Annotated in this window: 24 protein-coding genes and 1 pseudogene; 13 read left to right on the forward strand and 12 right to left on the reverse strand. The window is 72.1% G+C overall.

Annotated elements, in window-relative coordinates:
* Positions 1–153: 153 nt before the first annotated feature.
* The gene (locus tag ACGFW5_RS03225) at positions 154–612 is read left to right on the forward strand and encodes a hypothetical protein (RefSeq protein WP_393832434.1); all 459 of its coding nucleotides are present in this window, start codon (positions 154–156) and stop codon (positions 610–612) included.
* A gap of 93 nt (positions 613–705) precedes the next feature.
* Here ACGFW5_RS03225 and ACGFW5_RS03230 read toward each other — a convergent pair whose 3' ends face one another.
* The 4 genes from ACGFW5_RS03230 to ACGFW5_RS03245 form a co-directional block, all read right to left on the reverse strand.
* Entirely contained in the window at positions 706–1,317 is a 612-nt protein-coding gene (locus tag ACGFW5_RS03230; protein ID WP_393832435.1) for a Maf family protein, read from the reverse strand.
* 210 nt (positions 1,318–1,527) lie between these two features.
* Entirely contained in the window at positions 1,528–1,656 is a 129-nt protein-coding gene (gene mmpB / locus ACGFW5_RS03235; protein ID WP_393832436.1) for a morphogenic membrane protein MmpB, read from the reverse strand.
* A gap of 961 nt (positions 1,657–2,617) precedes the next feature.
* Positions 2,618–2,824, reverse strand: coding sequence for an acyl-CoA carboxylase epsilon subunit (locus ACGFW5_RS03240; RefSeq protein WP_393832437.1), 207 nt, complete (start codon positions 2,822–2,824; stop codon positions 2,618–2,620).
* A 229-nt stretch (positions 2,825–3,053) separates the two neighbouring features.
* Positions 3,054–4,661, reverse strand: a complete 1,608-nt coding sequence (locus ACGFW5_RS03245; protein ID WP_393832438.1) for an acyl-CoA carboxylase subunit beta — start codon at positions 4,659–4,661, stop codon at positions 3,054–3,056.
* Between the two features lie 146 nt (positions 4,662–4,807).
* Here ACGFW5_RS03245 and ACGFW5_RS03250 point away from each other — a divergent pair, with 146 nt between their 5' ends.
* The 5 genes from ACGFW5_RS03250 (at position 4,808) to hutH (ending at position 11,320) form a co-directional block, all read left to right on the forward strand.
* Positions 4,808–5,668 carry a biotin--[acetyl-CoA-carboxylase] ligase gene (locus tag ACGFW5_RS03250; protein ID WP_393832439.1) on the forward strand — a complete coding sequence of 287 codons (861 nt, stop codon included), beginning with the start codon at positions 4,808–4,810 and terminating at the stop codon, positions 5,666–5,668.
* 115 nt (positions 5,669–5,783) lie between these two features.
* The gene (locus ACGFW5_RS03255) at positions 5,784–7,010 is read left to right on the forward strand and encodes an adenylate/guanylate cyclase domain-containing protein (protein ID WP_393832440.1); all 1,227 of its coding nucleotides are present in this window, start codon (positions 5,784–5,786) and stop codon (positions 7,008–7,010) included.
* Positions 7,011–7,037: 27 nt separating this feature from the next.
* On the forward strand, positions 7,038–7,826 hold the full coding sequence (locus ACGFW5_RS03260) for an enoyl-CoA hydratase/isomerase family protein (RefSeq protein WP_393832441.1): 789 nt from the start codon (positions 7,038–7,040) through the stop codon (positions 7,824–7,826).
* Between the two features lie 100 nt (positions 7,827–7,926).
* Positions 7,927–9,060, forward strand: a complete 1,134-nt coding sequence (locus tag ACGFW5_RS03265) for a diguanylate cyclase domain-containing protein (RefSeq protein WP_393832442.1) — start codon at positions 7,927–7,929, stop codon at positions 9,058–9,060.
* Between the two features lie 718 nt (positions 9,061–9,778).
* Positions 9,779–11,320, forward strand: a complete 1,542-nt coding sequence (hutH, locus tag ACGFW5_RS03270) for a histidine ammonia-lyase (RefSeq protein WP_393832723.1) — start codon at positions 9,779–9,781, stop codon at positions 11,318–11,320.
* Positions 11,321–11,407: 87 nt separating this feature from the next.
* Here the strand turns inward: hutH and ACGFW5_RS03275 are convergent, their stop codons facing one another.
* On the reverse strand, positions 11,408–11,689 hold the full coding sequence (locus ACGFW5_RS03275) for an LPXTG cell wall anchor domain-containing protein (RefSeq protein ID WP_393832443.1): 282 nt from the start codon (positions 11,687–11,689) through the stop codon (positions 11,408–11,410).
* A gap of 108 nt (positions 11,690–11,797) precedes the next feature.
* Here ACGFW5_RS03275 and ACGFW5_RS03280 point away from each other — a divergent pair, with 108 nt between their 5' ends.
* Positions 11,798–12,124: a hypothetical protein gene (locus tag ACGFW5_RS03280; RefSeq protein ID WP_393832444.1), complete on the forward strand. Its 327-nt coding sequence runs from the start codon at positions 11,798–11,800 to the stop codon at positions 12,122–12,124.
* Between the two features lie 287 nt (positions 12,125–12,411).
* Positions 12,412–13,680, forward strand: coding sequence for an Ig-like domain-containing protein (locus tag ACGFW5_RS03285; protein WP_393832445.1), 1,269 nt, complete (start codon positions 12,412–12,414; stop codon positions 13,678–13,680).
* A 170-nt stretch (positions 13,681–13,850) separates the two neighbouring features.
* Here the strand turns inward: ACGFW5_RS03285 and ACGFW5_RS03290 are convergent, their stop codons facing one another.
* On the reverse strand, positions 13,851–14,705 hold the full coding sequence (locus ACGFW5_RS03290) for a helix-turn-helix transcriptional regulator (protein ID WP_393832446.1): 855 nt from the start codon (positions 14,703–14,705) through the stop codon (positions 13,851–13,853).
* Between the two features lie 157 nt (positions 14,706–14,862).
* On the opposite strand from ACGFW5_RS03290, the gene ACGFW5_RS03295 reads away from it, so the two are divergent.
* Positions 14,863–15,900, forward strand: a complete 1,038-nt coding sequence (locus tag ACGFW5_RS03295) for an NAD(P)-dependent alcohol dehydrogenase (protein WP_393832447.1) — start codon at positions 14,863–14,865, stop codon at positions 15,898–15,900.
* Between the two features lie 591 nt (positions 15,901–16,491).
* On the opposite strand, the pseudogene ACGFW5_RS03300 reads toward ACGFW5_RS03295, so the two are convergent.
* The 3 genes and pseudogenes from ACGFW5_RS03300 to ACGFW5_RS03310 all read right to left on the reverse strand — a co-directional run.
* A pseudogene (locus ACGFW5_RS03300) lies at positions 16,492–17,082 on the reverse strand (DUF4291 domain-containing protein); the annotation flags it as partial.
* A gap of 218 nt (positions 17,083–17,300) precedes the next feature.
* Entirely contained in the window at positions 17,301–17,966 is a 666-nt protein-coding gene (gene msrA, locus ACGFW5_RS03305; RefSeq protein ID WP_393832448.1) for a peptide-methionine (S)-S-oxide reductase MsrA, read from the reverse strand.
* 135 nt (positions 17,967–18,101) lie between these two features.
* Positions 18,102–19,208: a hypothetical protein gene (locus tag ACGFW5_RS03310; RefSeq protein ID WP_393832449.1), complete on the reverse strand. Its 1,107-nt coding sequence runs from the start codon at positions 19,206–19,208 to the stop codon at positions 18,102–18,104.
* 70 nt (positions 19,209–19,278) lie between these two features.
* Between ACGFW5_RS03310 and ACGFW5_RS03315 the strand changes: the two genes are divergently transcribed.
* Positions 19,279–20,442, forward strand: coding sequence for a cystathionine gamma-synthase (locus tag ACGFW5_RS03315; RefSeq protein WP_393832450.1), 1,164 nt, complete (start codon positions 19,279–19,281; stop codon positions 20,440–20,442).
* A 241-nt stretch (positions 20,443–20,683) separates the two neighbouring features.
* Here the strand turns inward: ACGFW5_RS03315 and ACGFW5_RS03320 are convergent, their stop codons facing one another.
* Genes ACGFW5_RS03320 through ACGFW5_RS03330 form a run of 3 tightly spaced genes read right to left on the reverse strand, consistent with a single transcriptional unit; the run spans position 20,684 to position 22,089 of the window.
* Positions 20,684–20,935, reverse strand: a complete 252-nt coding sequence (locus ACGFW5_RS03320; RefSeq protein ID WP_393832451.1) for a hypothetical protein — start codon at positions 20,933–20,935, stop codon at positions 20,684–20,686.
* Positions 20,932–21,552, reverse strand: coding sequence for a sigma factor-like helix-turn-helix DNA-binding protein (locus ACGFW5_RS03325; RefSeq protein ID WP_393832452.1), 621 nt, complete (start codon positions 21,550–21,552; stop codon positions 20,932–20,934). Before ACGFW5_RS03325 ends, ACGFW5_RS03320 begins: the two co-directional genes overlap by 4 nt.
* Positions 21,553–21,585: 33 nt before the next feature.
* Positions 21,586–22,089 (reverse strand): MarR family winged helix-turn-helix transcriptional regulator, encoded by a 504-nt coding sequence (locus tag ACGFW5_RS03330; RefSeq protein ID WP_393832453.1) that lies wholly within the window; start codon positions 22,087–22,089, stop codon positions 21,586–21,588.
* Positions 22,090–22,244: 155 nt separating this feature from the next.
* Between ACGFW5_RS03330 and ilvA the strand changes: the two genes are divergently transcribed.
* The 3 genes from ilvA (at position 22,245) to ACGFW5_RS03345 (ending at position 25,602) form a co-directional block, all read left to right on the forward strand.
* On the forward strand, positions 22,245–23,474 hold the full coding sequence (gene ilvA / locus ACGFW5_RS03335) for a threonine ammonia-lyase (RefSeq protein ID WP_393832454.1): 1,230 nt from the start codon (positions 22,245–22,247) through the stop codon (positions 23,472–23,474).
* A 305-nt stretch (positions 23,475–23,779) separates the two neighbouring features.
* Entirely contained in the window at positions 23,780–24,805 is a 1,026-nt protein-coding gene (locus ACGFW5_RS03340) for an ATP-binding cassette domain-containing protein (protein ID WP_393832455.1), read from the forward strand.
* A gap of 5 nt (positions 24,806–24,810) precedes the next feature.
* On the forward strand, positions 24,811–25,602 hold the full coding sequence (locus ACGFW5_RS03345; RefSeq protein ID WP_393832724.1) for an ABC transporter permease: 792 nt from the start codon (positions 24,811–24,813) through the stop codon (positions 25,600–25,602).
* Positions 25,603–25,713: the final 111 nt, after the last annotated feature.

The raw sequence follows: 25,713 nt of genomic DNA on the forward strand, positions 1-25,713 counted from the left end.
GCACCAGGGGGTGATCCTTTGCGACCGGAACGCCGCGCGGCGGGGTGCCGGGGCACGTGCACAGGGCGGTTTTTGTTCGGACCCTTGTCCTGAGCATTACTGGTTAGTAGCGTGCGCGCCACAGCCGTACTAGGGGTAACAGGGGGTCGCGCCGTGCTGCGACGACTGATCGCCATCGTGGCCGCGCTCACTCTCTTCGCCGAGGCCTGCGCCGTCGTCCTCGTCAACTGGGTGCTGGGCAGGGTCGCCGCCAACCAGCACATGTCCCTCGCCGGGATCGATCCGCACGCGATCTCCACCGGGGCGTGGGTCGGGGGAGCCGTGTTCGGTCTTTTCCTCGCGGTGAGCGGGGTCCTCCTGCTGGTCATCGCCATCCGCGACCGTGCGCCCGGCCGCGTCGCGCGGATCACGCTGATCGCCTGCGCGGTGGTGCACGCGGTGCTCGGCGCGTTCCTCGTAGGGCTCGTGGGGTGGTCCGCGTTCGCCGTCCTGATGGTCGTGCTCGCGCTGCTCGTCTTCGTACTCCTTGCGTATGCGAAGGAGCGGGTGGTGGTCGAGCCGGCGCAGGACGCGGCCCCCGAGACGCCCGGCGGAGCGCCGGCGGCAGCCTGAGGCTCTCCGATTCGGGGGGCGCGCGCTGTGGCGAGTCGGTTTCGCGCCGCACCCCCGAGAGGAATCCGTACCTCGCCCGGCGGCCCCGGCGGCCTACGCCCAGAGGTCGGTGACCGAGATCCCGAGCCGCCCGAGCAGGGTGCGCAGCAGCGGCAGCGAGAGCCCGATGACGTTTCCGTGGTCGCCCTCGATGGAGTCGATGAACGGGGCCGAGCGGCCGTCGAGCGTGAACGCGCCTGCCACGTACAGGGGTTCACCGCTGGCCACGTACGCCGCGATCTCCGCGTCGGTGGGCTCGCCGAACCGTACGACCGTCGACGCGGTGCGCGCGGCGCGCTCGCCCGTCGCGGTGTCGATCACGCAGTGGCCGGTCTGGAGGATGCCCGCGCGGCCGCGCATCGACTTCCAGCGGGCCGTCGCGTCCTCGGCGTCGGCGGGCTTGCCGAGCGCGCGGCCGTCGAGTTCGAGCACCGAGTCGCAGCCGATGACCAGCGCGCCGGCGGCTTCGGGGCGGGCTGCCACGGCGTCGGCCTTCGCCTCGGCGAGTACGAGGGCGAGCTCGGCGGGGCTGGGCGCGGACAGGGCGTCCTCGTCGACGCCGCTGACGATCACCTCGGGCGCGAACCCGGCCTGACGGAGCAGCCCGAGCCGGGCGGGCGATTGGGAGGCGAGGACGAGCCGGCGCTGAGCAGTCATGGGCGCCATCGTAGGCGCCCCGGCCCGGGGCGCCCATGGGGTTGGGTCCCCCACGGGTGCGGGTCCCCCACGGGGCGGGTCCCCCACGGAGTTGGTGCGCCCACGGGGCCGGGTGCGCCACGGGTGCGGGTCCCCCACGGGGTTGATGCGCCCAGGGGGCCGGGTGCGCCACGGGTGCGGCTCCCCCACGGGGTCGGGTGCGCCCGCGGGGCAGGTTCCTCAGCGGAGGCCGACCACGAGCATCGCCACCACCATGGCAAGGGCGAGGAAGAGGCCCGCTCGGCGCATCATCGCCTGGGCGTCGCGCAGTTCCTTGGGCGGCTCGTTCTTCGGGTCTGACCACAGCATGCAACCGATAGTGCGGCGAGGGCGTGCCGCGGCGCCTGAGTACGGGTACTCAAGCTGTGGGGCTCCGCCCCGGCCCCCTTGCGCGCGCCGGACGGCCTGGAGGTTCCCGACGCGGGCCTGGCACCAGCCCGCCTAGGGGCGCGGGGAACTGCGCGACCAGCCGTGCACGGTCCGCACGTGAAGGCCGGGCCTCTGGGGCTGCGCCCCAGACCCCGCCGCGCCTGAACGGCGCTCGTCCTCAATCGCCGGACGGGCTGAGGATGCGCATGCCGCCCCGGCGTCGAACAGGCGGGCAGGGTGGGGATGCCGCGCTGGCCGGCGCCGAGCAGTCGGGCGGGCTGGTGATGCCGTGCTGGCCGGCGCCAGTGCTGTTGGGGGCGCGGGGAACTGCGCGACCAGCCGTGCACGGCCCGCACGCAAGAGCCGGCCCCTGGGGCTGCGCCCCAGACCCCGCCGCGCCTGAACGGCGCTCGTCCTCAATCGCCGGACGGGCTGAGGATGCGCATGCCGCCCCGGAGTCGAACAGGCGGGCAGGGTGGGGATGCCGCGCTGGCCGGCGCCGAGCAGTCGGGCGGGCTGGTGATGCCGTGCTGGTCGGCGCCAGTGCTGTTGGGGGCGCGGGGAACTGCGCGACCAGCCGTGCACGGCCCGCACGCAAGAGCCGGCCTCTGGGGCTGCGCCCCAGACCCCGGCCGCGCCTGAACGGCGCTCGTCCTCAATCGCCGGACGGGCTGAGGATGCGCATGCCGCCCCGGCACCGAACAGCCCGGGCACGCTGACGACGCTCGCGTCACCCGGCACCGAACAGCCCGGGCACGCTGAGGACGCTCGCGGCACCCGGCACCGAACAGCCCGGGCACGCTGAGGCCACCGACGCGGGTCGGGGCGAGCCTCGCCCAGGGCCGCGGGGAAACGGCGCGAGCAACGACGCACCGCAGCCCCCCGGCCCCCACAGGCCGGCTCACGCAGGCCAGTACGTCCGCGCCCAGGCGCGTACCCCCGGCCTCGGCAGGGCGCGGCCGGTGATGCGGGACGGGTCGGACCAGCCCTCGGGGGGCGTCGGCGCGCCGGACGTGGCCGAAGCCGTCGCCGCGGCGCGTGCCTGGACCACCGCCAGTGCGGCGGCCAGCTCCTCCGGGGTCGGGTTGCCCCGAACTACCTTGATCACAGCGGCTCCTGGCTCAGCTCGTCGACTGGAGGGCAGAGGGTTAGAGGGCGAAGGGGGCTAGGGGGTGTCTGGTGGATCATGGCCGGGGGTGCGGCGCCTGGCACGGCACCTCGCGGCGTTGCCGAAACGCCCCGATAGCTCCGCTATCACGACGTTCCGGCGCCTTGCGATGCACCGCACCAGGCGCCGCACCCTGACCGACCCTGATCCACCAGACACCCCCTAGGGGTTAGAGGGGGATGTTGCCGTGCTTCTTCGGAGGCAACGACTCCCGCTTCGTACGCAGCTGCCGCAACCCCTTCACGATGTGCGCCCGCGTCTCCGACGGCATGATCACCGCGTCCACATAGCCACGCTCCGCCGCGATGTACGGGTTGAGGAGCGTGTCCTCGTAGTCGGAGATCAGTCCGGCCCGCACCCCCTCCTGCTCCTCCACGGCCGCCGCCGCGATCGTGCGGCGGTGCAGGATGTTGACCGCGCCCTGCGCGCCCATCACCGCGATCTGCGCCGTCGGCCACGCCAGGTTGAGGTCGGCGCCCAGGTGCTTGGAGCCCATGACGTCGTACGCGCCACCGAACGCCTTGCGGGTGATGACGGTGATCAGCGGGACCGTCGCCTCGGCATAGGCGTAGATCAGCTTCGCGCCGCGCCGGATGATGCCGCCGTACTCCTGGTCGACACCGGGAAGGAAGCCCGGCACGTCGACGAAGGTCAGGACCGGGACGTTGAACGCGTCGCAGGTCCGCACGAAGCGTGCCGCCTTCTCGGACGCGTCGATGTCGAGGCAACCGGCGAACTGCATCGGCTGGTTGGCCACGATGCCGACCGGGAAGCCCTCCACGCGGCCGAAGCCCGTGATGATGTTCGGCGCGAACAGGGCCTGCGTCTCCAGGAACTCGCCGTCGTCCAGGACGTGCTCGATCGCCGTGTGCATGTCGTACGGCTGGTTCGCGGAGTCCGGGATGAGGGTGTCGAGCTCGCGGTCCTCGTCCGAGGTCTCCAGGTCGGCCTCCTCGGGGAAGGCCGGCGGCTCGCTCAGGTTGTTCGACGGCAGGTAGGAGAGAAGGGACTTGACGTACTCGATCGCGTCCTTCTCGTCGCCCGCCATGTGGTGCGCCACACCCGACGTGGTGTTGTGCGTGCGCGCGCCGCCCAGCTCCTCGAAGCCGACGTCCTCGCCGGTGACCGTCTTGATGACGTCGGGCCCGGTGATGAACATGTGCGAGGTCTGGTCGACCATCACCGTGAAGTCGGTGATCGCGGGGGAGTACACCGCGCCGCCCGCGCACGGGCCGACGATCAGGGAGATCTGCGGGACCACGCCCGAGGCGTGCACATTGCGGCGGAAGATCTCGGCGAACAGGCCGAGCGCGACCACACCTTCCTGGATGCGCGCGCCGCCGCCGTCGTTGATGCCGATCACCGGGCAGCCGGTCTTCATCGCGAAGTCCATGACCTTGACGATCTTCTCGCCGTACACCTCGCCGAGCGAGCCGCCGAAGATCGTGAAGTCCTGCGAGTAGACGCACACCGGGCGGCCGTCGACTGTTCCGTACCCGGTCACCACGCCGTCCCCGTACGGGCGGTTCTTCTCGATCCCGAAGTTGGTCGAGCGGTGCCGGGCGAACTCGTCGAGTTCGACGAACGAGCCCTCGTCCAGGAGCAGTTCGACCCGTTCACGGGCCGTCAGCTTGCCCTTGGCGTGCTGCTTCTCGATCGCGCGCGCGGAGCCGGCGTGGGTCGCCTCGTCGATGCGACGCTGAAGATCCGCGAGCTTTCCCGCGGTGGTGTGGATGTCGACGGTGGCGTCGCTCTGGGCGTTTTCCGGCTCGGACATCGGGATGCGGCTCCCTGCCTGGTCACGGGGTGGCTACGGACTCGTAGGCTGGCTACTGACTCGTAGGGTAGTGGCGCGGATACGGTTCGGCAGTGCGGCGTTGGCCACACCCGGATGGCCTTGCAATTGCGGCCTAACCTGACTGCATGACACCCCAGGACGCTTCCGACAGCCGCTGGTCCGACCTCGACCGGCCGCCCCTGAACGCCACCGCGCTGCGCCGCGCCCTGCTGCGGCCGGACGCCCTGTGGACCTCCCTCGACGTGGTCACGGCGACCGGCTCCACCAACTCCGACCTCGCGGCGAAGGCGGACGCGCTCGCCGAGGGCGCGGTCCTGGTGGCCGAGGAACAGACCGCGGGGCGCGGGCGCCTGGACCGCCGCTGGTCGGCGCCGGCCCGCTCGGGGCTCTTCTTCTCCGTCCTGCTCAAGCCGGGCGAGGGGGTCCCGGTGGAGCGCTGGGGGTGGCTGCCGCTGCTCACCGGTGTCGCGGTGGCGACCGGGCTCGCGCGGGCGGCGGGCGTCGACACCGCCCTGAAATGGCCCAACGACCTGCTGGTCACGGTGGACGGGGGCGAGCGCAAGGCCGGCGGCATCCTCGCCGAGCGGGCCGGCGCGGACGGCGTCGTCGTCGGCATCGGCCTCAATGTGACGCTGCGCGCGGACGAGCTCCCGGTGCCCGGCGCGGGCTCCCTCGCGCTCGCCGGAGCCGTCTCCACGGACCGCGACACCCTGCTGCGGGCCGTGCTGCGCTCCATCGAGCAGTGGTACGGGACCTGGCGCGCCGCAGCGGGCGACCCCTCGGTGTCCGGGCTCCAGGAGGCGTACGCGGCGGGCTGCGCGACGCTGGGCCGCACGGTCCGGGCGGAGCTGCCCGGCGGGCAGGCGATCGAGGGCGAGGCCGTGGCGGTGGACGGGGACGGGCGGCTCGTCCTGGCCACGAACGAGGGCGTCCAGCGTCCCGTCGCGGCGGGAGACATCGTCCACCTGCGGCCGGCCGCACCGTAGCGGGACGCGGGACACGCTCCCGCGACGTGAGCTACGGCACACCTGCCGTATCGTGGAGCCCGATCCAGCGACAGATCGGCAGGGCAGTGCGCAGGCAACGGGCAGGAGGCGGCCGGTGACCGTCGACGAGACACGGTCCGGTGCGGAGGGCGGTGGCGATACCGGCAGCGGCTCGGGCGCCACCCCGGGCAGCTCCCGCACCCCGGCCGAACCGGCACCGTCCGCGTACCCGACCCCGCACCACGCCGTCGACCACACCGCCGAGCCCACCGACGACCCGCTCGCCATCCGGCTCGAACAGCTGATCCTCGGCGCCGACCGGCGGTATACGCCCTTCCAGGCGGCGCGCACCGCGGGCGTCTCGATGGAGCTGGCGTCCCGGTTCTGGCGGGCCATGGGGTTCGCCGACATCGGGCAGGCCAAGGCGCTCACCGAGGCGGACGTACTGGCGCTTCGCCGGCTCGCCGGACTCGTGGAGGCGGGGCTGCTCAGCGAGCCGATGGCGGTGCAGGTCGCGCGCTCCACCGGGCAGACCACCGCCCGGCTGGCCGAATGGCAGATCGATTCTTTCCTGGAGGGCCTGACCGAGCCCCCCGAGCCCGGCATGACCCGTACGGAAGTCACATACCCCCTGGTCGAGCTGCTGCTGCCCGAGCTGGAGGAGTTCCTGGTCTATGTGTGGCGGCGCCAGCTCGCCGCCGCGACCGGGCGCGTGGTGCAGGCCGCCGACGACGAGGAGATGGTGGACCGCCGCCTCGCGGTGGGCTTCGCCGACCTCGTCGGGTTCACCCGGCTCACCCGGCGCCTTGAGGAGGAGGAGCTGGGCGAGCTCGTCGAGGCCTTCGAGACGACCGCCGCCGACCTGGTCGCTGCGCACGGCGGGCGGCTCATCAAGACGCTGGGCGACGAGGTCCTGTTCGCCGCCGACGACGCGGGCACGGCCGCCGAGATCTCGCTGCGGCTCATCGAGACGATGGCCGGCGACGAGACGATGCCCGCGCTGCGGGTCGGCATCGCGTTCGGCACGGTCACGACCCGCATGGGCGACGTGTTCGGCACCACGGTGAACCTGGCGAGCCGGCTCACCTCGATAGCCCCCAAGGACGCCGTCCTGGTCGACGGGGCGTTCGCCGAGGAGCTGGCCCGCGCGGGCGACGCGCCCGTCTCCGAGGCGCAGGCCGCGCAGGACGCGCTGGCCGCCGAGAAGGAGGGCGGGGAGCCGGGCCCGGTCCCGAAGTACCGCTTCGCGCTCCAGCCCATGTGGCAGCGCCCGGTGCGCGGCCTCGGGGTCGTGGAGCCCTGGCTCCTGCACCGGCGCGAGCCTAAGATCCTCCCGACGTAACGTTCGTTAACGCGGAGGGGTTGGCTCATGGCTGAGCAGCGGTTCGGGGAGTTCGTCGTCGTACGGCGCGAGGGGTACGTCGCCGAGCTGGTGCTCGACCGGCCCAAGGCCATGAACGCCGTGTCGACGGAGATGGCCCGCTCCATCGCCGCCGCCTGCGACGCGCTGGGGGCCGACCCCGATGCCCGGGTCGCCGTGGTGACCTCGACCAACGAGCGGGCCTTCTGCGTCGGCGCGGACCTCAAGGAGCGCAATTCCTTCAGCGACGCCGAGCTCGTACGTCAGCGGCCCACCGCGCGCGCCGCGTACACCGGCGTGCTCGACCTGCCCATGCCCACCGTCGCGGCCGTGCACGGCTTCGCGCTCGGCGGCGGCTTCGAGCTGGCGCTGGCCTGCGATGTGATCGTGGGCGACGCGAGCACCGTGGTCGGCCTGCCCGAGGTGTCGGTCGGCGTGATCCCCGGCGGCGGCGGTACGCAGCTCCTGCCGCGCCGCGTCGGCGCCGCCCGTGCCGCGGAGCTCGTCTTCACCGCGCGCCGCGTCGAGGCCGCCGAGGCAAGGGAGTTGGGGCTCCTCGACGTGCTGGCCGAGGACGCCCGTGCCGAAGCGCTCGCGCTCGCGGGCCGTATGGCGGCCAACTCGCCGGTCGGACTGCGCGCGGCGAAGCGGGCCATGCGGCTCGGGCACGGCCTCGACCTGCGGGCCGGGCTTGAGGTCGAGGACGCCGCCTGGCGCTCGGTGGCGTTCTCGGGGGACAGGGCGGAGGGCGTGGCCGCGTTCAACGAGAAGCGCAAGCCGGTGTGGCCCGGGGAGTGACCCCGGACGGCGGACGCGCCACGGCCGTGTCGCGGGCCCCTGGCGGGCCTTCGCGGCGCCCCCCGGGTCAAAACACCCAAAACCTCCCTAAGCTGGAGGAATGGGTGGAGAGGATGCCCGGCTGCGGGCCGTGGTTTCGCTGGCACAGGGCATGGCCGCGGCACACACGTCGCGCGGGTCCTGGCGCGCCGCGGCGCTCGGCGCGCGGGACGCGCTCGGCGGCAACTTCGCCGCGCTCTCGGTGTGGGAACGCGATCTCGGGCTCCTCAGGGTCCTGGTCAACGAGGGCGAACGGGCCCACGGGGAGCAGGAGTTCCCCGAGGACGAGACGTATCCGGTGCACCAGTTCCCCGAGATCACCGAGTTCCTGCACGAGCGGTGGGCCGGCGGTGGTGAGCCCAACGCCTGGGTCGAGACGGCCGCGGAACCTCCCGGCGGCGAGGCGGGCTACTGCCACGAGCGCGTGACCGCCCTGCGCCGCCGCGGCCGGGGCTGCTGCGTGATCGCGCCGATCGTGCTGCACGGGCGGGCCTGGGGCGAGCTGTACGTGGCCCGGCCCGTCGGGGCGCCCGTCTTCGACGCGGCCGACGCCGACTTCGCCACCGTCCTCGCCTCGGTCGTCGCCGCCGGGATCGCCCAGACCGAACGCCTCGAAGAGGTACGCCGGCTCGCCTTCACCGACCCCCTCACCGGGCTCGCCAACCGGCGCGCGGTCGACATGCGGCTCGACGAGGCGATCGAGCGGCACCGGGCCGACGGCTCCGTCGTCAGCCTCGTCGTGTGCGACCTGAACGGGCTCAAGCGGGTCAACGACACGCTGGGTCACGCCGTGGGGGACCGGCTGCTCGAACGGTTCGGTTCGGTGCTGTCCCTGTGCGGGGCGATGCTGCCGGGCGCCCTGGCGGCGCGGCTCGGCGGAGACGAGTTCTGCCTCCTGTCGGTGGGGCCATCGGCGGACGAGGTGGTGACGGTGGGGGAGCAACTGTGCCTGCGGGCGGGGGAGTTGGAGCTCGGGGAGGGGGTCGCGTGCGGGGTGGCCTCGACGGGTGACCCCATCGGCGAGGTGCGGTCGGCCCGGCGCCTGTTCCGTCTCGCGGACGCGGCCCAGTACCGCGCGAAGGCGGCGCGCTCGCTGGAGCCGGTGGTGGCGGGGCGGGACGGAGCGGTGCTGGCCCTCGCCGAGAACCCGCCGACGCCGCCGCACGACCGCCGCCGCTTCAGGGGGCGGAGCTAGGGGGTGTCTGGTGGATCATGGCCGGGGGTGCGGCGCCTGGCACGGCACCTCGCGGCGTTGCCGAAACGCCCCGATAGCTCCGCTATCACGACGTTCCGGCGCCTTGCGATGCACCGCACCAGGCGTCGCACCCTGACCGACCCTGATCCACCAGACACCCCCTAGCCCTTGCAGGGAGCCCGGCGCGCCTCTGCGGACCGCGCCCGTCTTTCGCGCAGTTCCCCGCGCCCCTCCAACCCGCCTTCGGGTGCGGACCGTGCGTGGTTGCTTGCGCAGTTCCCCGCGCCCCTCAACCCCCTTTCGACCGCGGGCCGTGGTCGCTGTTCGCGCAGTTCCTCGCGCCCCCAAAACCCTCGGTCGTCCGCGGGCCGTGCCTGCTTCTCGCGCAGTTCCTCGCGCCCCTGGCCACTCGATGCGGGCCTGCACGGGCATCTTCAGCCCGTCCGGCGATTGAGGACGAGCGCCGTTCAGGCGCGAACGGGGTCTGGGGCGGAGCCCCGGGGACCCGAACCTTCCGGCATCTGTCACGGGTGGGTGGGTGGGAAGGTCGCCTCGGGGTTTGGGGCGGAGCCCCAGGGGGCTGGACCTATCGGCATCTGTCACGGGCGGGCGGGTGGGAAGGCCCCCTCGGGACCTGGGGCGGAGCCCAAGCCGTGTGGGCGGCCCCGCCCCCCTAGTGACATGACGGGATTCAATCCGTAGGGTGCTGAATATGGATATGCACACTGTCGTGGTGGGGACCTCCGGGACCACCCCCGAGGACGTCATCGCCGTGGCCCGCGCCAACGCGAAGGTCGAGCTCTCCGCCGACGCGCTCGCCGCACTGGCCCGCGCCCGCGAGATCGTCGACGCGCTGGCCGCGAAGCCGGAGCCGGTGTACGGCGTCTCCACCGGCTTCGGTGCCCTCGCCTCCCGGCACATCAGCCCCGAGCTCCGCGCCCAGCTCCAGCGCAACATCGTGCGTTCGCACGCCGCCGGCATGGGCCCCCGCGTGGAGCGCGAGGTCGTGCGCGCGCTGATGTTCCTGCGCCTGAAGACCGTCGCCTCCGGCCACACCGGCGTACGCCCCTCCGTCGCGCAGACCATGGCCGACGTGCTCAACGCGGGCATCACCCCGGTCGTCCACGAGTACGGCTCGCTCGGCTGCTCCGGCGACCTCGCGCCGCTCTCGCACTGCGCCCTGACCCTGATGGGCGAGGGCGACGCCGAGGGCCCCGACGGCGTCGTGAAGCCCGCAGGCGAGCTGCTGGCCGCCGCCGGCATCGAACCCGTCGAGCTGCGCGAGAAGGAGGGCCTTGCCCTCCTCAACGGCACCGACGGCATGCTCGGCATGCTGTGCATGGCCATCGCCGACCTGAAGAAGCTCTACACCTCCGCCGACATCACCGCGGCCCTCTCCCTCGAAGCGCTGCTCGGCACCGACAAGGTGCTCGCGCCCGAGCTGCACGCCATCCGCCCGCACCCCGGCCAGGGCGCCTCCGCCGCCAACATGCTGGCCGTGCTGAAGGATTCGGGCCTCACCGGCCACTTCCAGGAGGAAGAGGCGCCGCGCGTCCAGGACGCGTACTCGGTGCGCTGCGCCCCGCAGGTCAACGGCGCCGGACGTGACACCATCGCGTACGCCCTGACCGTCGCCGAGCGTGAACTCGCCGCCGCCGTCGACAATCCGGTCGTGCTGCCCGACGGCCGCGTCGAGTCCAACGGCAACTTCCACGGCGCCCCGGTCGCCTACGTCCTGGACTTCCTCGCGATCGCCGCCGCCGACCTCGGCTCGATCGCCGAGCGCCGCACCGACCGCCTCCTCGACAAGAACCGCAGCCACGGCCTGCCGCCCTTCCTCGCCGACGACGCCGGTGTCGACTCGGGCCTGATGATCGCCCAGTACACGCAGGCCGCCCTGGTCAGCGAGATGAAGCGGCTCGCGGTGCCGGCCTCCGCGGACTCCATCCCGTCCTCCGCGATGCAGGAGGACCACGTCTCCATGGGCTGGTCGGCCGCGCGCAAGCTGCGTACCGCCGTCGACAATCTGACCCGCATCATCGCGGTGGAGATGTACGCGGCGACCCGCGGCATCGAACTGCGCAAGGGCCTCACCCCGGCGCCCGCCTCACAGGCCGCCATCGCCGCGGCCCGCGCCGCCGGTGTCCAGGGCCCGGGCCCGGACCGCTTCCTGGCCCCCGACCTGGCCGCGGCCGACGCCTTCGTACGCGAGGGCAAGCTGGTGGCCGCGGTGGAGCCGGTCACGGGACCGCTCGCCTGATCCGTCACCGCCGTACGCGAAGGGCCGCCCGGGATGTCACATCCGGGCGGCCCTTCGCGTACGGCTGGGCGACTTCGTAGGACGAGGTCAGCAGGGCTGCGAGCGGCGGACCGAATACATCACGAACCCCGCCCCGAGACCCAGGAACAGCGTGCCGCCGACCAGGTAGGGGGAGGTGTGCGCTCCGCCGGTGTCGGCGAGGGCCAGGGGGCCTTCGTCGGGGGCGGGGGCGGCCCGGTACGCGGAGCGCGTGGGGGCCGCCGAAGGGTGCTGTTCGTCCGTGGCGTTGGCGGACGGCACGAACCACAGGGCGCAGAGCAGGGTCCCCGCCGCGGTGGCGGTGAGCAGGGGACGACGAGCGACGGACAAGTGAGCGATCCCCTTGCGAGTACGTCGAATTGGCGGGATGCGCTGATGCTAGTGAAAGCAGCGGGTCGCGGGAAAGTCGCGGCCGACTTGAGCCCTACGCTCCCTCGCATGAGCGAAGAAGAGACATCACGGTATGTGCGGCTCCGCGTCGATTTGGTCCTGGAGGTCGAGGACGCAGGCCAGTTGGCGGCGGCGGCCCTCACCCGCATCGCCGAGGACGAGGCGATGCGTCCCGAGGAACGCGCGCATGCCGAGGCTGCGGTACGGGAAGACGCAGCGGAGGCCCTTGCCTACCTCGTGGACCCGGTCGGTCTCGTGGAGGCGCTGCCCGGCGCGGAACTGGTCCAGGCCTCGTGGAGCAGCGAACGCGTCGGATACGACCCTGACGACGAGGAGTGGGACGTGGACGAGGAGGACAGCAATGACGAGGACTGACGGGGACTGACGGGGACTGATGGGACTGACGGGATCGGCGGGACCGGCGGGACCGGCGGGGGCCGAGAAGGAGTGACAAGGACTGACAAGGACTGACGGGGGCTGACGGGGAGCGGGGCGGGACGGCACGGCCGCCTTTTGGTGATCTTGTACCGCCCCGTCCCGCCCCGTCCCGTCCCGCCCCGTCCCGTCCGCCGACGCGTGGTGTGCCCCACATTCACCCCCGCTGCGGAACGGGAACGCGCAGTCTGATGTTCTAGACGTGATGACGTGGGTGACTGGCAACGATGGAGAAGCGTGTGAAGACGGAGAGTAAGCGGCGCAAGCAGGGTCTCGCGGCGGCGTGCGCGGTGCTCGGCGGCGTACTGGTCCTTTCTGCCTGCAACGACGGCGGCGACAAGGGTGCCAAGGCCGACAGCTCGTCATCGGCGCAGGCGGCGGCCGACAAGGCCGCCGAGAAGGACACCTCGGACGCCAAGATCACCATCACGCCGAAGAACGGCGCGAACAACGTCGGCATCAACAGCGACACCAAGGTCACCGTCGCCGACGGCAAACTGACCGACGTGACGCTGACCTCCAGCGACGGCGCCAAGGTCGACGGAAAGATATCCGCGGACGGCCTGAGCTGGGCGCCCGAGAAGGCGCTGAAGCGTTCGGCGACGTACAAGATCACCGCGACCGCGGCGGACGCCAAGGGGCGCCAGGCGCACGAGAACGCCTCCTTCACTACCGTGTCCCCGAAGAACAGCTTCATAGGCAACTTCACGCCCGAGGACGGCTCCACCGTCGGTGTCGGCATGCCGGTGTCGATCAACTTCGACAAGGCGATCACCAACAAGAAGGACGTCCAGGCCAAGATCACGGTCTCCTCCAGCAGCGGCCAGGAGGTCGTGGGGCACTGGTTCGGCGCGCAGCGCCTCGACTTCCGCCCGCAGGAGTACTGGAAGGAGAACTCGACCGTCACCATGAAGATGGACCTCGACGGCGTCCAGGGCTCCAACGGGATCACCGGCGTCCAGGAGAAGACGGTCACCTTCAAGATCGGCCGCAACCAGGTCTCCACCGTCGACGCGAACACCCACATGATGACCGTCACCCAGGACGGCAAGACCGTGAAGACCATCCCGATCTCCGCGGGCTCGCCCGAGCACCCGACCTACAACGGTCAGATGGTGATCTCCGAGAAGTACAAGGAGACCCGGATGAACGGCGCGACCGTCGGCTTCACGGACGACGACGGCAAGGGCGAGTACGACATCAAGGACGTGCCGCACGCCATGCGCCTGTCCGCGTCCGGCACCTTCATCCACGGCAACTACTGGGGCGCGAAGTCGGTCTTCGGCAGCGCCAACACCAGCCACGGCTGCGTCGGCCTGTCCGACACCAAGGGCGCGGGTGACGACGGCACGCAGGCCGCCTGGTTCTACGACAACTCGATCACCGGCGACGTCGTCATCGTGAAGAACTCGCACGACAAGACGGTGCAGCCCGACAACGGCCTCAACGGCTGGAACATGAGCTGGGACCAGTGGAAGGCCGGCTCCGCCGGCTGACCCGCCCGATCCGCTCCGGGGGCCCTTCGGGGCCCCCGTTGTCATGCCGTCCTCCTCAGGAGCCGTACGCAGGAGCTGTGCTCAGGGGCCGTACGCAGCGGCGTGCTCAGGGGGTGCGCTCAGGGCGGGCGCTGAGGGGGTGGGGTGGGGTGCTGGGGCTGGGGTGGTGCTCAGATCGTCCGCACCGGCTGCTCGGCGCTCCAGCTGCCGAGCAGCCGCAGCGACTCCTCGGACGCCGAGCCCGGCTCCGCGTGGAAGGTGACCAGCGACAGGTCGTGCTCCTCCGGCAGCTTCAGCGTCTCGTACGCCAGCGTCAGCTCGCCCACCACGGGATGGCGCAGCCGCCTGACGCCATGGCCCTTGTCGGCGACGGTGTGGGCCGCCCACATGGTGCGGAACTCCTCGCTCTTGACCGACAACTCGCCTACCAGCGCGGTCAGTTGCGGGTCATTGGGATAGCAGCCCGCGCACAGCCGCAGGATGCTCACCACGTCGATCGCCTTGCCGTGCCAGTCCACGTACAGCGAGCGTGACGCCGGATCGAGGAAGACATGGCGCGCCAAGTTCCGCTCCTGCGGGGGCACTTGGGACAGGTCGCCGAGGAGCGCCGCCGCCATGCGGTTCCAGCCGAGGATGTCGAGGCGGCGGCCGAGCAGATGGGCGGGCACGTCCATCGAGTCCATCAGCTGCTGGAGCGCCGGGCGTACCTGCTGGGGCCGGCAGGCCGAGGCGCGCTTCTTCTTCGTCTTGCCCTTGGCGAGGTGGGTGAGGTGGTCCTGCTCGATGTCGCTGAGGCGCAGGGCCCGCCCGATCGCGTCCAGGACCTCGACGGAGACGTTCTGCGCGTTGCCCTGCTCCAGGCGCGTGTAGTACGCGACGGAGACCCCGGCCAGCTGTGCCAGCTCCTCCCGGCGCAGGCCCGGCACCCTGCGGTGGCGCCCGAAGTCGGGCAGCCCCACGTCCTCGGGCTTCAGCCGGGCCCGGCGGGAGCGGAGGAATTCGCTGAGTTCGGAACGCTGGTCCATGACATCCCAGTATCCGTGGTCGCGGGTGTGGACGTACGACCGGGAGCCTGTCCCTGCCAGTGGTACGCACGCTGGACGTAGGCAGAACAGAGGCCTGGGTGCCAGGCGGGAACTCGGGCAGGCTCGTCAGGTACCCCAAAGATCTGAGGAGAACGGCATGACCACCGTCGCCGCCTACGCCGCCCCCGCCCCCAAGGCCCCCCTTGAGCGCACCACCATCGAGCGCCGTCCGGTGGGTGCGAACGACGTGCTCATCGAGATCAAGTACGCCGGCATCTGCCACTCCGACATCCACCAGGTGAACGAGGGCTGGGGCCAGGGCATCTTCCCGATGGTGCCCGGCCACGAGATCGCCGGTGTGATCACCGAGGTCGGCTCGGACGTCACCGCGTTCCAGGTGGGCGACCACGCGGGCGTCGGCTGCTTCGTCGACTCCTGTGGAAAGTGCGAGGCCTGCCGGTCGGGGCAGAACCAGTTCTGCACGGACGGTGTCTCGACGTACAACGCGACCGGCCGGGACGGCAAGCCCGCCTACGGCGGCTACTCCACGCACATCGTCGTGGACGCCGACCACACCCTGCGCATCCCCGACGGCATGCCGCTGGACGTCGCGGCCCCGCTGCTGTGCGCCGGGATCACCCTGTACTCGCCGCTCAAGCGCTGGCAGGCGGGCCCCGGCAAGAAGGTCGCGATTCTCGGGCTCGGCGGCCTCGGCCACATGGGCGTGAAGATCGCGCACGCGCTCGGCGCCGAGGTGACCGTGCTCAGCCAGTCGCTCCGCAAGAAGGACGACGGGCTCAAGCTGGGCGCGGACCACTACTACGCGACGAGCGACGAGGCCACCTTCAAGGAGCTCGCCGGCTCCCTCGACCTCATCGTGTCCACCGTGTCCGCGCCGCTGGACCTGGGGGCGTACCTCTCGCTCCTGAAGACGGGCGGGGCGTTCGTCAACGTGGGCGCGCCCGAGGAGCCGAACTCGCTCAACATGTTCGGCCTCATCGGCGGCAACAAGATCCTCGCGGGTTCGATGATCGGGTCCATCGCCGAGACCCAGGAGATGCTGGACTTCTGCGCCGAGCACAACCTGGGCGCCGAGATCGAGCTGATCCGCGCGGAGCAGATCAATGAGGCGTACGAGCGGGTGCTGGCCAGTGATGTGCGCTACCGCTTCGTGATCGACACGTCCACGATCTGACCCGGACGCCCACACACCCCGGCCCACCTGGCGCTCCGCCCCAGCCCCCTGCCCACGCCTGAACGCCGCCCGTCCTCAATCGCCGGACGGGCTGAGGATGCGGTGCTGGTCGGCGCCAGTGCTGTTGGGGGCGCGGGGAACTGCGCGATCAGCCACGCACGGCCCGCACGCGAAGGCCGGCCCTCTGGGGCTGCGCCCCAGACCCCGGCCGCGCCTGAACGGCGCTCGTCCTCAATCGCCGGACAGGCTGAGGTGGCCCGTGCCGCCCGGCACCGAGCAGCCGGACGGGCTGAGGATGTGCCTGCCTGTCCGGCACCGAACAGCCGGGGTGGGCTGGGGATGCGGTGCTGGTCGGCGCCAGTGCTGTCAGGGGCGCGGGGAACTGCGCGATCAGCCACGCACGGCCCGCACGCGAAGGCCGGCCCCCTGGGGCTGCGCCCCAGACCCCGCCGCGCCTGAACGGCGCTCGTCCTCAATCGCCGGACGGGCTGAGGATGCGCAGCTGGCCCGGCACCGAACAGCCGGACGGGTTGAGGATGCGTATGCGGACCGGCGCCGAGTAGTCAGGGGCCGCGGGGAACTGCGCGCGTCGGCGGGGCCGGGGTAGGGCCGCTCCAGGGGCAGCGCGGCGCGGGCCGCGTCGAGGTGCCCGTCGCGTACGAGCGCGTGGACGCGACGCGCAAGCGGGGTCACGTCCCGGACGCCGACGATCCACTCGTCCGCGTACCGCCGCACCGCCTCCCCGACGAGCCCGAGCTGCAGGGAGCGGTATGGCAGCGCCCGAAGCCGCAGATCCCGCTCCGGATCCCACTGCACCCGCGCCGGGGCCTGCCGCAACTCCCGTTTCCACGCCGCCTGTTCGCCGTGCAGCTCGCGGTCGTAGTGCGAGAGGCAGGCGTGCGCGAGCGCCCAGTCGAAGCCGTCCCGCCGGATCTCGATGGCCAGCACGGTCCGCTGTCCCTCCTTGGTGCCCCACCCCGAGCGGTACATTATCCACAGGAACGACGGCTTGACCCAGGTCATCCGCTCCCGCTTCCACGCCGCCGGAAACCGCCCGTCCCGCGCGGCGGGCAGTCCGAGCTCCGGGTCGTACGCCTGGTGGACGGTGATCGTCGACTCGGTGTACAGGGCGCGGATCTGCCGACGGGGCGGCTGTGGCGGCACGGTGGTGGGGGCTTCCATGGGGGCAAGAGTGGCCCGGCGGCGTGAGGGTGGCCAGCGAATATTCGGCTACGGCTACGGCTACGGCTGTGGAGGTGCGGAAAGTTGGAGCCGGGGCCGGGCCCACCCGGGCCGGGTCGGTCGAGCCGGTCCAGAAAGGCGCCGAATTCCCCCGAACCCCGACCCCCACCGAACCCCGACCCCCACCGGGGCTCGGCCGGGCCGGCCCCGCGCGTCGCTCAGCCGTCCGCCCGGGCCACGCCGATCGGGCAGGACACCCCGGTGCCGCCGATACCGCAGTACCCCGCCGGGTTCTTGTCCAGGTACTGCTGGTGATACGGCTCCGCGGCGTAGAACGGGCGGCCCTGCGCCGGCAGCAGCTCCGTTGTGATCGTGCCGTGGCCCGAGGCCGTGAGGACCTTCTGGTAGGCCTCGCGCGAGGACCGGGCCGTGGCCTCCTGGGCCGGGGTGTGGGTGTAGATCGCCGAGCGGTACTGGGTGCCCACGTCGTTGCCCTGGCGGAAGCCCTGCGTCGGGTCGTGGTTCTCCCAGAACACCTTCAGGAGCTGCTCGTACGAGACGAGCGCGGGGTCGTAGACCACCCGGACCGCCTCGGTGTGCCCGGTCAGGCCCGAGCAGACCTCGTCGTACGCCGGGTTCACCGTGCTGCCGCCCTGGTAGCCGGCCAGCGTCGTCCAGACGCCCGGCGTCTGCCAGAACTTGCGCTCGGCGCCCCAGAAACAGCCCATCCCGAAGTCCGCGACCTCCAGGTCCTGGGGGTAGGGGCCGGCCAGCGGGTTGCCGAGGACCGTGTGCCGGGAGGGGAGGGTGAATTCGGGTTCGGGGCGGCCCTTCAGGGCCTGCTCAGGGGTGGGCAGCTCGGGCGGGCGGCGGCCGAAGATCATCGTGCGCTCCTCGAAGAGGTCGGGTGCCCAGTGGAACGTACGGCCGCGCCAGGAGATTCCGGCCCGCCCCGTCCCGGACCCCGTCCGGCCCGCCCCGTCCCGGACCCCGTCCGGCCCGCCCCGTCCCGGACCCCGCTACGGCCTCCGCAGCGTCGCCGGGTTTCCGCCGTTCGCCTCGTAGCCCGCCACCGCGAGCGCCCGGCACAGGGCGTACTCCGCCGCCGGGTCCTCGGTGACCGTCCAGGGCACGGCGCCCACATGGCCGTCGAGGGCGACGAACTGGTCCATCGACTCCGCCCAGCGTTCGGCGCGCACCAGGAAGAAGACCAGGAGGTGGCGGACCTGGGGCAGGGCCGGGTCGTCGTGGCGGGCCTGGTGGACGGCGTGCAGGGCGCCCTCCAGGGCGCGGCTCACCACCGCCGTGCGGAAGAAGTCGCTCACCATGACGAGGTCGGGCACGTGCTCGTACACCGCGAACAGCGGGAGCGCCGAGAGCAGGGAGCCGCGCGGGGCGCGGGCCGCCGCCGTCGTCGCGAACTCGTCGGCCTGGGAGCGCGAGCCGTGCCACTTCTCGCAGTGGTAGTGCAGGGCCGCGAGGTGCGCGCCCATGTGGTGCGGCGCGCGGTCGATGACCTTGGCCCACAGCTGGTCGAACTCCGGGCGCGGGTAGGCGAGTCCACGTGCCACGGCGAGCTCGACGATGTGCGGGACGGGGTCGCCGGGGGCGAGCAGGGCGGCCTCGGCGCAGACCGTCCGCGCCTCCTCCAGGATGATGCGGAAGTCGTCCTGGCCGACCGACGAGGACCGCCACGCCTGCTGGACCAGGAACTCGGCGTGCACCTGCGCCGCTCCCGCGTCCTCGGGTGCCTCCGAGCGCCACTTGCGCAGCCAGGCCCCGCCGACGCCGGGGTGGCCGGCCAGTTCGAGCGAGGCCGCGCCCGCGAAGGCCTGGACACGCTGCCAGCGGCGCTCGCCCTCCTTGGGCGTCGCCGCGAGGAGGCGCTGGGCGGGCTTGAAGTCCTGGGTGCCCTGCACCACCGCGAGCACATCGAGGAGATCCTGGTCGGGTCCCGGCAGTCGCACGTCCAGGTCCTCCTGGCGCATGAAGTCGTACGCCGCCGGGTCCGCGGCGTCCGGCGCACCGGGCTGCGACAGCTGGATGCCGCGGTCACGGCGGAAGACGAACCGGCCGACGACCGCGACGATCAAGCCGAGCGCGATCAGGGTCCACAGAATCTCCATGACCCCCAGCGAACCAGACTGCGGCGGGATATGACGAACTCGGTGAGCCGACGAACTAGGCTCTGGAGCCATGAGCCACAAGCACGCAGACGACGCGGTCAAGAGCTTCGAGACCATCGCGATCCACGCCGGCAACACCGCGGATCCGTTGACCGGAGCGGTCGTACCCCCGATCTACCAGGTCTCCACGTACAAGCAGGACGGCGTCGGCGGTCTTCGCGGCGGCTATGAGTACAGCCGCAGCGGGAACCCGACAAGGACCGCCCTCGAAGAGAACCTGGCGGCCCTGGAAGGCGGCCGGCGCGGTCTCGCCTTCGCGTCCGGGCTCGCCGCCGAGGACTGCCTGCTGCGTACGCTGCTCGCGCCCGGCGACCACGTGGTGATCCCGAACGACGCGTACGGCGGCACGTTCCGCCTGTTCGCGAAGGTCGTCTCGCGCTGGGGCGTCGAGTGGTCGGTCGCCGACACCTCCGACCCGGCCGCGGTGCGCGCAGCCGTCACCAACCGTACGAAGGTCATCTGGGTCGAGACGCCGTCCAACCCGCTGCTCGGCATCACCGACATCGCGGCCGTCGCGCAGGTGGCGGCGGACACGGGCGCCCGGCTCGTCGTCGACAACACCTTCGCGAGCCCCTATCTCCAGCAGCCGCTCGCGCTGGGCGCGGACATCGTGGTGCACTCGCTGACCAAGTACATGGGCGGTCACTCCGACGTCGTGGGCGGCGCGCTGATCGCGGGCTCCGCGGAGATCGGCGAGGAGCTGGCGTACCACCAGAACGCGATGGGCGCGGTCGCCGGGCCCTTCGACTCGTGGCTGGTGCTGCGCGGCATCAAGACGCTCCCGGTGCGCATGGACCGGCACAGCGAGAACGCGGGCAAGGTCGCCGAGATGCTGTCCCGGCACGCCAAGGTCACCAAGGTCCTCTACCCGGGGCTGCCCGAGCACCCGGGCCACGAGATCGCGGCCAAGCAGATGCGGGCCTTCGGCGGCATGGTCTCCTTCCGCGTCGAGGGCGGCGAGGAAGCGGCCGTCGAGGTCTGCAACCGTACGAAGCTGTTCACGCTGGGCGAGTCCCTCGGCGGCGTCGAGTCGCTGATCGAGCACCCGGGCCGGATGACGCACGCGAGCGTCGCGGGCTCGGCCCTGGAAGTCCCCGCGGACCTGGTCCGGGTCTCGGTGGGCATCGAGAACGCGGACGACCTCCTCGCCGACCTCCAGCAGGCCCTGGGCTAGGGGGTGTCTGGTGGATCATGGCCGGGGGTGCGGCGCCTGGCACGGCACCTCGCGGCGTTGCCGAAACGCCCCGATAGCTCCGCTATCACGACGTTCCGGCGCCTTGCGATGCACCGCACCAGGCGCCGCACCCTGACCGACCCTGATCCACCAGACACCCCCTAGGGCTTCTGTCCGGATCGGCCCGGGTGGGAGAGCGGTGCCGGGCCCTGCCGAGGCCGCGTGATCCGGTCGAAGGACCTCAGAGCCCCACGGGTGGCGTCACCGTGGTGGGCGGCGTCACCCAGGGCTGGGCCATCGAGGCCCAGACCGCGAAGGCGATCACCGCCGCCGCGGCGAGCAGCCACAGCAGGCGGCGCACGATGCGCCGCCTGTGCAGTATCCGAAGCCCCAACTGGGCTGCCAGGGCGGCGAGTTCGGGGGGTACGGCCGGATGGATTCCGGTTTCGAGGAGGCGGCGGACCTCGGACGTCTTGCGGTCGGGCAGGTTCATCGGACGGCCGGCCCCCCTCGGCTCTCGCGCTCCTGGGTTCCTCGTTCCCGGCCGTCGCGGCCGTTAGCGGGGCGCTTCGCGGGGCCGTGCGCGGGGCCGTTCGTGCCGCCGTCCCGGGCGGTGGGCGTGGGCGGCGTCGTGGGCGGCGTCGTGGGGGTGCTGCGCATCGCGGCGATCGCCCGGGTGCAGATGGCGCGGACCCGGTCCACGGGCAGCCCGACCATCGCCGCCGTCTGCTCCTCGGCGACCCCTTCGTACAGGCGCAGCACGAGGATGAGACGTTCCTGCGGGGTCAGTCGCGCCAGCAGTCCCTCGCCGAGGGGAGGGCGGGGTACGCCGGGGACCGTCGGCCGGTGGTGGCGCCAGGCGGTGCGGGCGAAGCGGGCGGCCAGCTCCTGGCGGGTGCGGTCGTACGGGTCCTCGCCGCGCAGCCGGTGCCAGCGGGCGTACGTCTCGGCGAGGGCGGCCGTCAGCAGGCGCAGGGCGCGCGGGTTCAGGTCGGCCGGCTCGGCGGTCAGCAGGGTGGCGGCATGCAGCAACCGGCCTCCCGCGCCCGCCACGAACGTCTCGAACTCCCGGGTGCGGCGGCGGTGTCCGGTGAGGTGCCGCTCGCGCATGAGCCTCATATGAGGGCAGGCGCGAGCCCCGGGTCAAGAGGTCGGCGCCGCCGGCTCCTGCGTGGCCGACTGGCGGGCCGAGAGCGCCGAGTTGAAGCGCGTCAGGAGGGAGCAGAACGACTCCCGCTCGTCGTCCGTCCAGCCGTCCGTGACCTGAGCCATCAGCTCGCGCCGCGAGGAGCGCACCTCTTCGAGGCGGGACTGGCCGCGCGGGGACAGCTGAAGGACGACCGCACGCCCGTCCTCCGGGTGCGACGTGCGCTTCACCAGGCCGGTGTCGACGAGCGGCGCGACCTGGCGGGTCACGGTCGAGGAGTCGATCCCCATGCCCGACGCGAGCGCCTTGACGCCCATCGGGCCTTCCAGATCAAGCCGATTGAGCAGCAGGTACGCGGCCCGGTCCATCGAGTTGCGGACCTGTCCTACGCCACCGAGCCTGGTCTGCTCTGCGCGGCGGGCGAACACGGCCACCTGGTGCTGGAGGGCATCGAGGAGGCCGGGGTCGAGCGGGGGAGTCATGTCCTGAACTGGGGGCATGGCCGGGGCTCTCTCGTGCGGGTGTCGGTGTGGTGGGGGACAGAGTACGCGGCCTGACCGGCATACGTACCAGCGGTGCGCAAACCTGTGGACAACTCCCCGGGCGATCGGAATCCGGACAGCCGCGACGGGGGTGAGCTGCGAGACTTGAGGTCATGAGCTTCGGTACGACCCGCCCCATGCACCCCGTGATCCTCGACGACGTCAGGGGCGCGCAGAAGATGCTGTCGGGGGTGGTCCGCATGACCGCGATGGAAGGGTCCCGCCACCTGTCGTCGCTGGTCGGCGCACCCGTCCTGCTCAAATGCGAGAACTTGCAGCGCACCGGTTCCTTCAAGCTGCGCGGCGCGTACGTGCGGATCGCCGGGCTGCGGCCCGAGGAGCGGGCGGCCGGGGTGGTCGCCGCGAGCGCGGGCAACCACGCGCAGGGCGTGGCCCTCGCCTCCTCGCTGCTCGGGGTGCGTTCCACGGTGTTCATGCCGATGGGCGCCCCGCTGCCCAAGGTGGCGGCGACACGGCATTACGGCGCGGAGGTCATCCTGCACGGCACGGTCGTCGACGAGACGCTGGCCGCCGCCCAGGCGTACGCGCGAGAGCACGGCGCGGTGTTCATCCACCCCTTCGACCACCCGGACATCATCGCGGGGCAGGGCACGGTGGGCCTGGAGATCCTGGAGCAGTGCCCCGAGGTCCGCACCATCGTCGTCGGCATCGGCGGTGGCGGGCTCGCGGCCGGCATCGCGGTCGCGGTGAAGGCGCTGCGGCCCGACGTCAGGATCGTCGGGGTGCAGGCGGCGGCCGCCGCCTCCTATCCGCCCTCGCTGGCCGCCGGCCGCCCGGTCCTCATCGAGCCGGCCCCCACGATGGCCGACGGGATCAAGGTCGGGCGGCCGGGCGACATCCCGTTCTCGCTGGTCAGCGAGCTGGTGGACGAGGTGCGTACGGTGTCCGAGGACGAGCTCGCCGGCGCGTTGCTGCTCTGTCTTGAGCGGGCGAAGCTGGTCGTGGAGCCCGCGGGGGCGAGCCCCGTGGCGGCGCTCCTGAGCCGGCCCGAGTCGTTCCGGGGGCCGGTGGTCGCGGTGCTGTCCGGCGGCAATGTGGATCCGCTCGTGATGCAGCGGATACTGCGGCACGGCATGTCGGCGGCGGGCCGCTATCTGTCGGTGCGGGTGCGCCTGAAGGACCGGCCGGGCGCGCTGGCCTCGCTCCTGGGCGAGCTGTCGGTGCTCGACGCCAACGTCCTGGACGTGAGCCATGTACGGACCGACCCGCGGCTCGGCCTCACGGAGGTGGAGGTGGAGCTGCACCTGGAGACGAAGGGGCCCGAGCACTGCGCCGAGGTGGCTTCGGCGCTGGGGGAGGCGGGGTACATCGTCCTGGGCTGAGCCGGGGGTGGCGTACCGGGTCCCGTGCCGGGCCGGGGTGGGGTGGGGTGGGGTGGCGTACCGGGTCCCGTGCTGGGCGGGGCGGGGCGGGGCGGGGCGGGGCGACAGGGGGACGGGCCAGCGGCCAGCCATGGGCGACGGGCCAGGGGCCAGCGATGGGAGACGAGGGAAATCGCTGACGTGACGCGATGTATCGCGTTATGGTGTGGCGGCACAGCCCGGCGGGCTCGGCCTCATCGGGCAGCGTGTGACCGGAAAATCTAGGATTTGTCCAGAAAGTCACATCCATCTCTGGGGGTACTCACATGCCAGGCGCCATCTACGCCGAAGGCCTGGTGAAGACTTTCGGCGACGTCACGGCTCTGGACGGCGTGGACCTCGATGTCCCTGAGGGCACCGTCCTCGGCCTGCTCGGCCCCAACGGCGCCGGCAAGACCACCACCGTGCGCGTCCTGACCACCCTGCTCAAGCCCGACCGCGGCAAGGCGGTCGTCGCGGGCATCGACGTCCTCAAGCAGCCGACCGAAGTCCGCCGCGCGATCGGCCTGTCCGGCCAGTTCGCGGCCATCGACGAATACCTCACCGGCCGCGAGAACCTGCGGATGGTGGGCCGTCTCTACCAGATGAACAGCAAGGCGGCGAAGGTGCGGGCCGGTGAGCTCCTGGACCGCTTCAACCTCGCCGAGGCCGCCGACCGCCCCGCCAAGACGTACTCCGGCGGCATGCGCCGGCGCCTCGACCTCGCGGCCGCCCTCGTGGTGTCGCCGCCCGTCATGTTCATGGACGAGCCGACCACCGGCCTCGACCCGCGCAACCGGCAGCAACTGTGGGAGGTCATCCAGGAGTTGGTGGCGGGCGGCACCACGTTGCTGCTCACCACCCAGTACCTGGAGGAGGCCGACCGCCTGGCCCACGACATCTGCGTCGTCGACCACGGCAAGGTCATCGCCCGCGGCAGCTCCGACCAGCTCAAGGCCCGCACCGGCGGCGAGCGCGTCGAGGTCGTCGTCCACCAGAGCGACCAGATGACCCCGGCCCGCGACGTGCTCGCGGGCTTCGGCAAGGGCGAGGTCAAGGTCGAGGAGCACACCCGCCGCCTCACCGTCCCGGTCACCGGCGGCGCCAAGCTGCTCGCCGAGGTCATCCGCGAACTCGACGGCAGGGGCGTCGAGATCGACGACATCGGCCTGCGCCGCCCCACCCTCGACGACGTCTTCATCTCGCTGACCGGCCACGCGGCGGAGAGCCCCACGGAAGAGAGCGAGGCGGGCGCCGACGCGGGCGGCGCGGAAACCCGGCGGTCCGACACCGAGAAGGAGCAGACGACGTGAGTGCCATGACCGACTCGCTGGTCCTCGCCCAGCGCAACCTGATCCGCATGAAGCGGATCCCCGAAGTCGTTCTCTTCGGCCTGATCCAACCGATCATGTTCGTCGTGCTGTTCACCTACGTCTTCGGTGGCTCCATCCAGGTCGGCGGCTCGCTCTCGCAGCAGTCCTACCGCGAGTTCCTGATGGCCGGCATCTTCGCGCAGACCGTCACCTTCGCGACGGCAGGCGCGGGCGCGGGCATCGCCGACGACATGCACAAGGGGCTCATCGACCGCTTCCGCTCCCTGCCCATGGCACGCGGCGCGGTCCTCACCGGCCGTACGCTCGCGGACCTCGCGCAGACCACGGTGACCCTGGTGATCCTGGCCGGGGTGGCCCTGCTCATCGGCTGGCGCATCCACGACGGCATCCCCAAGGCGCTCGGCGCGTTCGGGCTGCTGCTTCTGCTCGGGTACGCGTTCTCCTGGATCGGCGCCCTGATCGGCCTGTCCGTACGCAGCCCCGAGGCGGCCACGTCGGGCGGACTGATCTGGCTGTTCCCGCTGACGTTCATCTCGAACGCCTTCGTGGACTCCAACCACCTGCCCGCGTTCTTCCGGCACATCGCGGAGTGGAACCCGTTCAGCACCACGGTCCAGGCGGCACGGGAGCTGTTCGGCAACCTGCCGCCGGGCTTCGCCACCCCCGACGCGTGGCCCATGAGGCACGCGATCTGGGCGTCGGTCCTGTGGTCACTCCTGATCCTGCTGGTCTTCCGCACCCTGGCGGTCCGCAAGTACCGGCGGGCGGCGGGGTGATGCACCCGCGTGATCGCCCCATGGCGGGTTTTGGTCGCGCCTGAGCCGACGTGTCGCGGGCCCCCTCTCCGCCGAGCCTGGAGAAGGGGCCCACGGCATGCGCTGCCGCTC

Source organism: Streptomyces sp. NPDC048416, from assembly GCF_043200435.1.
GTDB lineage: Bacteria > Actinomycetota > Actinomycetes > Streptomycetales > Streptomycetaceae > Streptomyces.

Bases quoted from the DNA above. Each gene is read 5' to 3' on its own strand.
- ACGFW5_RS03230 (WP_393832435.1), bottom strand. From the start codon at position 1,317: ATGGCGCCCATGACTGCTCAGCGCCGGCTCGTCCTCGCCTCCCAATCG.
- mmpB (WP_393832436.1), bottom strand. From the start codon at position 1,656: ATGCTGTGGTCAGACCCGAAGAACGAGCCGCCCAAGGAACTGCGCGAC.
- ACGFW5_RS03245 (WP_393832438.1), bottom strand. From the start codon at position 4,661: ATGTCCGAGCCGGAAAACGCCCAGAGCGACGCCACCGTCGACATCCAC.
- ACGFW5_RS03250 (WP_393832439.1), top strand. From the start codon at position 4,808: ATGACACCCCAGGACGCTTCCGACAGCCGCTGGTCCGACCTCGACCGG.
- ACGFW5_RS03260 (WP_393832441.1), top strand. From the start codon at position 7,038: ATGGCTGAGCAGCGGTTCGGGGAGTTCGTCGTCGTACGGCGCGAGGGG.
- ACGFW5_RS03265 (WP_393832442.1), top strand. From the start codon at position 7,927: ATGGGTGGAGAGGATGCCCGGCTGCGGGCCGTGGTTTCGCTGGCACAG.
- hutH (WP_393832723.1), top strand. From the start codon at position 9,779: ATGCACACTGTCGTGGTGGGGACCTCCGGGACCACCCCCGAGGACGTC.
- ACGFW5_RS03280 (WP_393832444.1), top strand. From the start codon at position 11,798: ATGAGCGAAGAAGAGACATCACGGTATGTGCGGCTCCGCGTCGATTTG.
- ACGFW5_RS03285 (WP_393832445.1), top strand. From the start codon at position 12,412: ATGGAGAAGCGTGTGAAGACGGAGAGTAAGCGGCGCAAGCAGGGTCTC.
- ACGFW5_RS03290 (WP_393832446.1), bottom strand. From the start codon at position 14,705: ATGGACCAGCGTTCCGAACTCAGCGAATTCCTCCGCTCCCGCCGGGCC.
- ACGFW5_RS03295 (WP_393832447.1), top strand. From the start codon at position 14,863: ATGACCACCGTCGCCGCCTACGCCGCCCCCGCCCCCAAGGCCCCCCTT.
- msrA (WP_393832448.1), bottom strand. From the start codon at position 17,966: ATGATCTTCGGCCGCCGCCCGCCCGAGCTGCCCACCCCTGAGCAGGCC.
- ACGFW5_RS03310 (WP_393832449.1), bottom strand. From the start codon at position 19,208: ATGGAGATTCTGTGGACCCTGATCGCGCTCGGCTTGATCGTCGCGGTC.
- ACGFW5_RS03315 (WP_393832450.1), top strand. From the start codon at position 19,279: ATGAGCCACAAGCACGCAGACGACGCGGTCAAGAGCTTCGAGACCATC.
- ACGFW5_RS03320 (WP_393832451.1), bottom strand. From the start codon at position 20,935: ATGAACCTGCCCGACCGCAAGACGTCCGAGGTCCGCCGCCTCCTCGAA.
- ACGFW5_RS03325 (WP_393832452.1), bottom strand. From the start codon at position 21,552: ATGCGCGAGCGGCACCTCACCGGACACCGCCGCCGCACCCGGGAGTTC.
- ACGFW5_RS03330 (WP_393832453.1), bottom strand. From the start codon at position 22,089: ATGCCCCCAGTTCAGGACATGACTCCCCCGCTCGACCCCGGCCTCCTC.
- ilvA (WP_393832454.1), top strand. From the start codon at position 22,245: ATGAGCTTCGGTACGACCCGCCCCATGCACCCCGTGATCCTCGACGAC.
- ACGFW5_RS03340 (WP_393832455.1), top strand. From the start codon at position 23,780: ATGCCAGGCGCCATCTACGCCGAAGGCCTGGTGAAGACTTTCGGCGAC.
- ACGFW5_RS03345 (WP_393832724.1), top strand. From the start codon at position 24,811: ATGACCGACTCGCTGGTCCTCGCCCAGCGCAACCTGATCCGCATGAAG.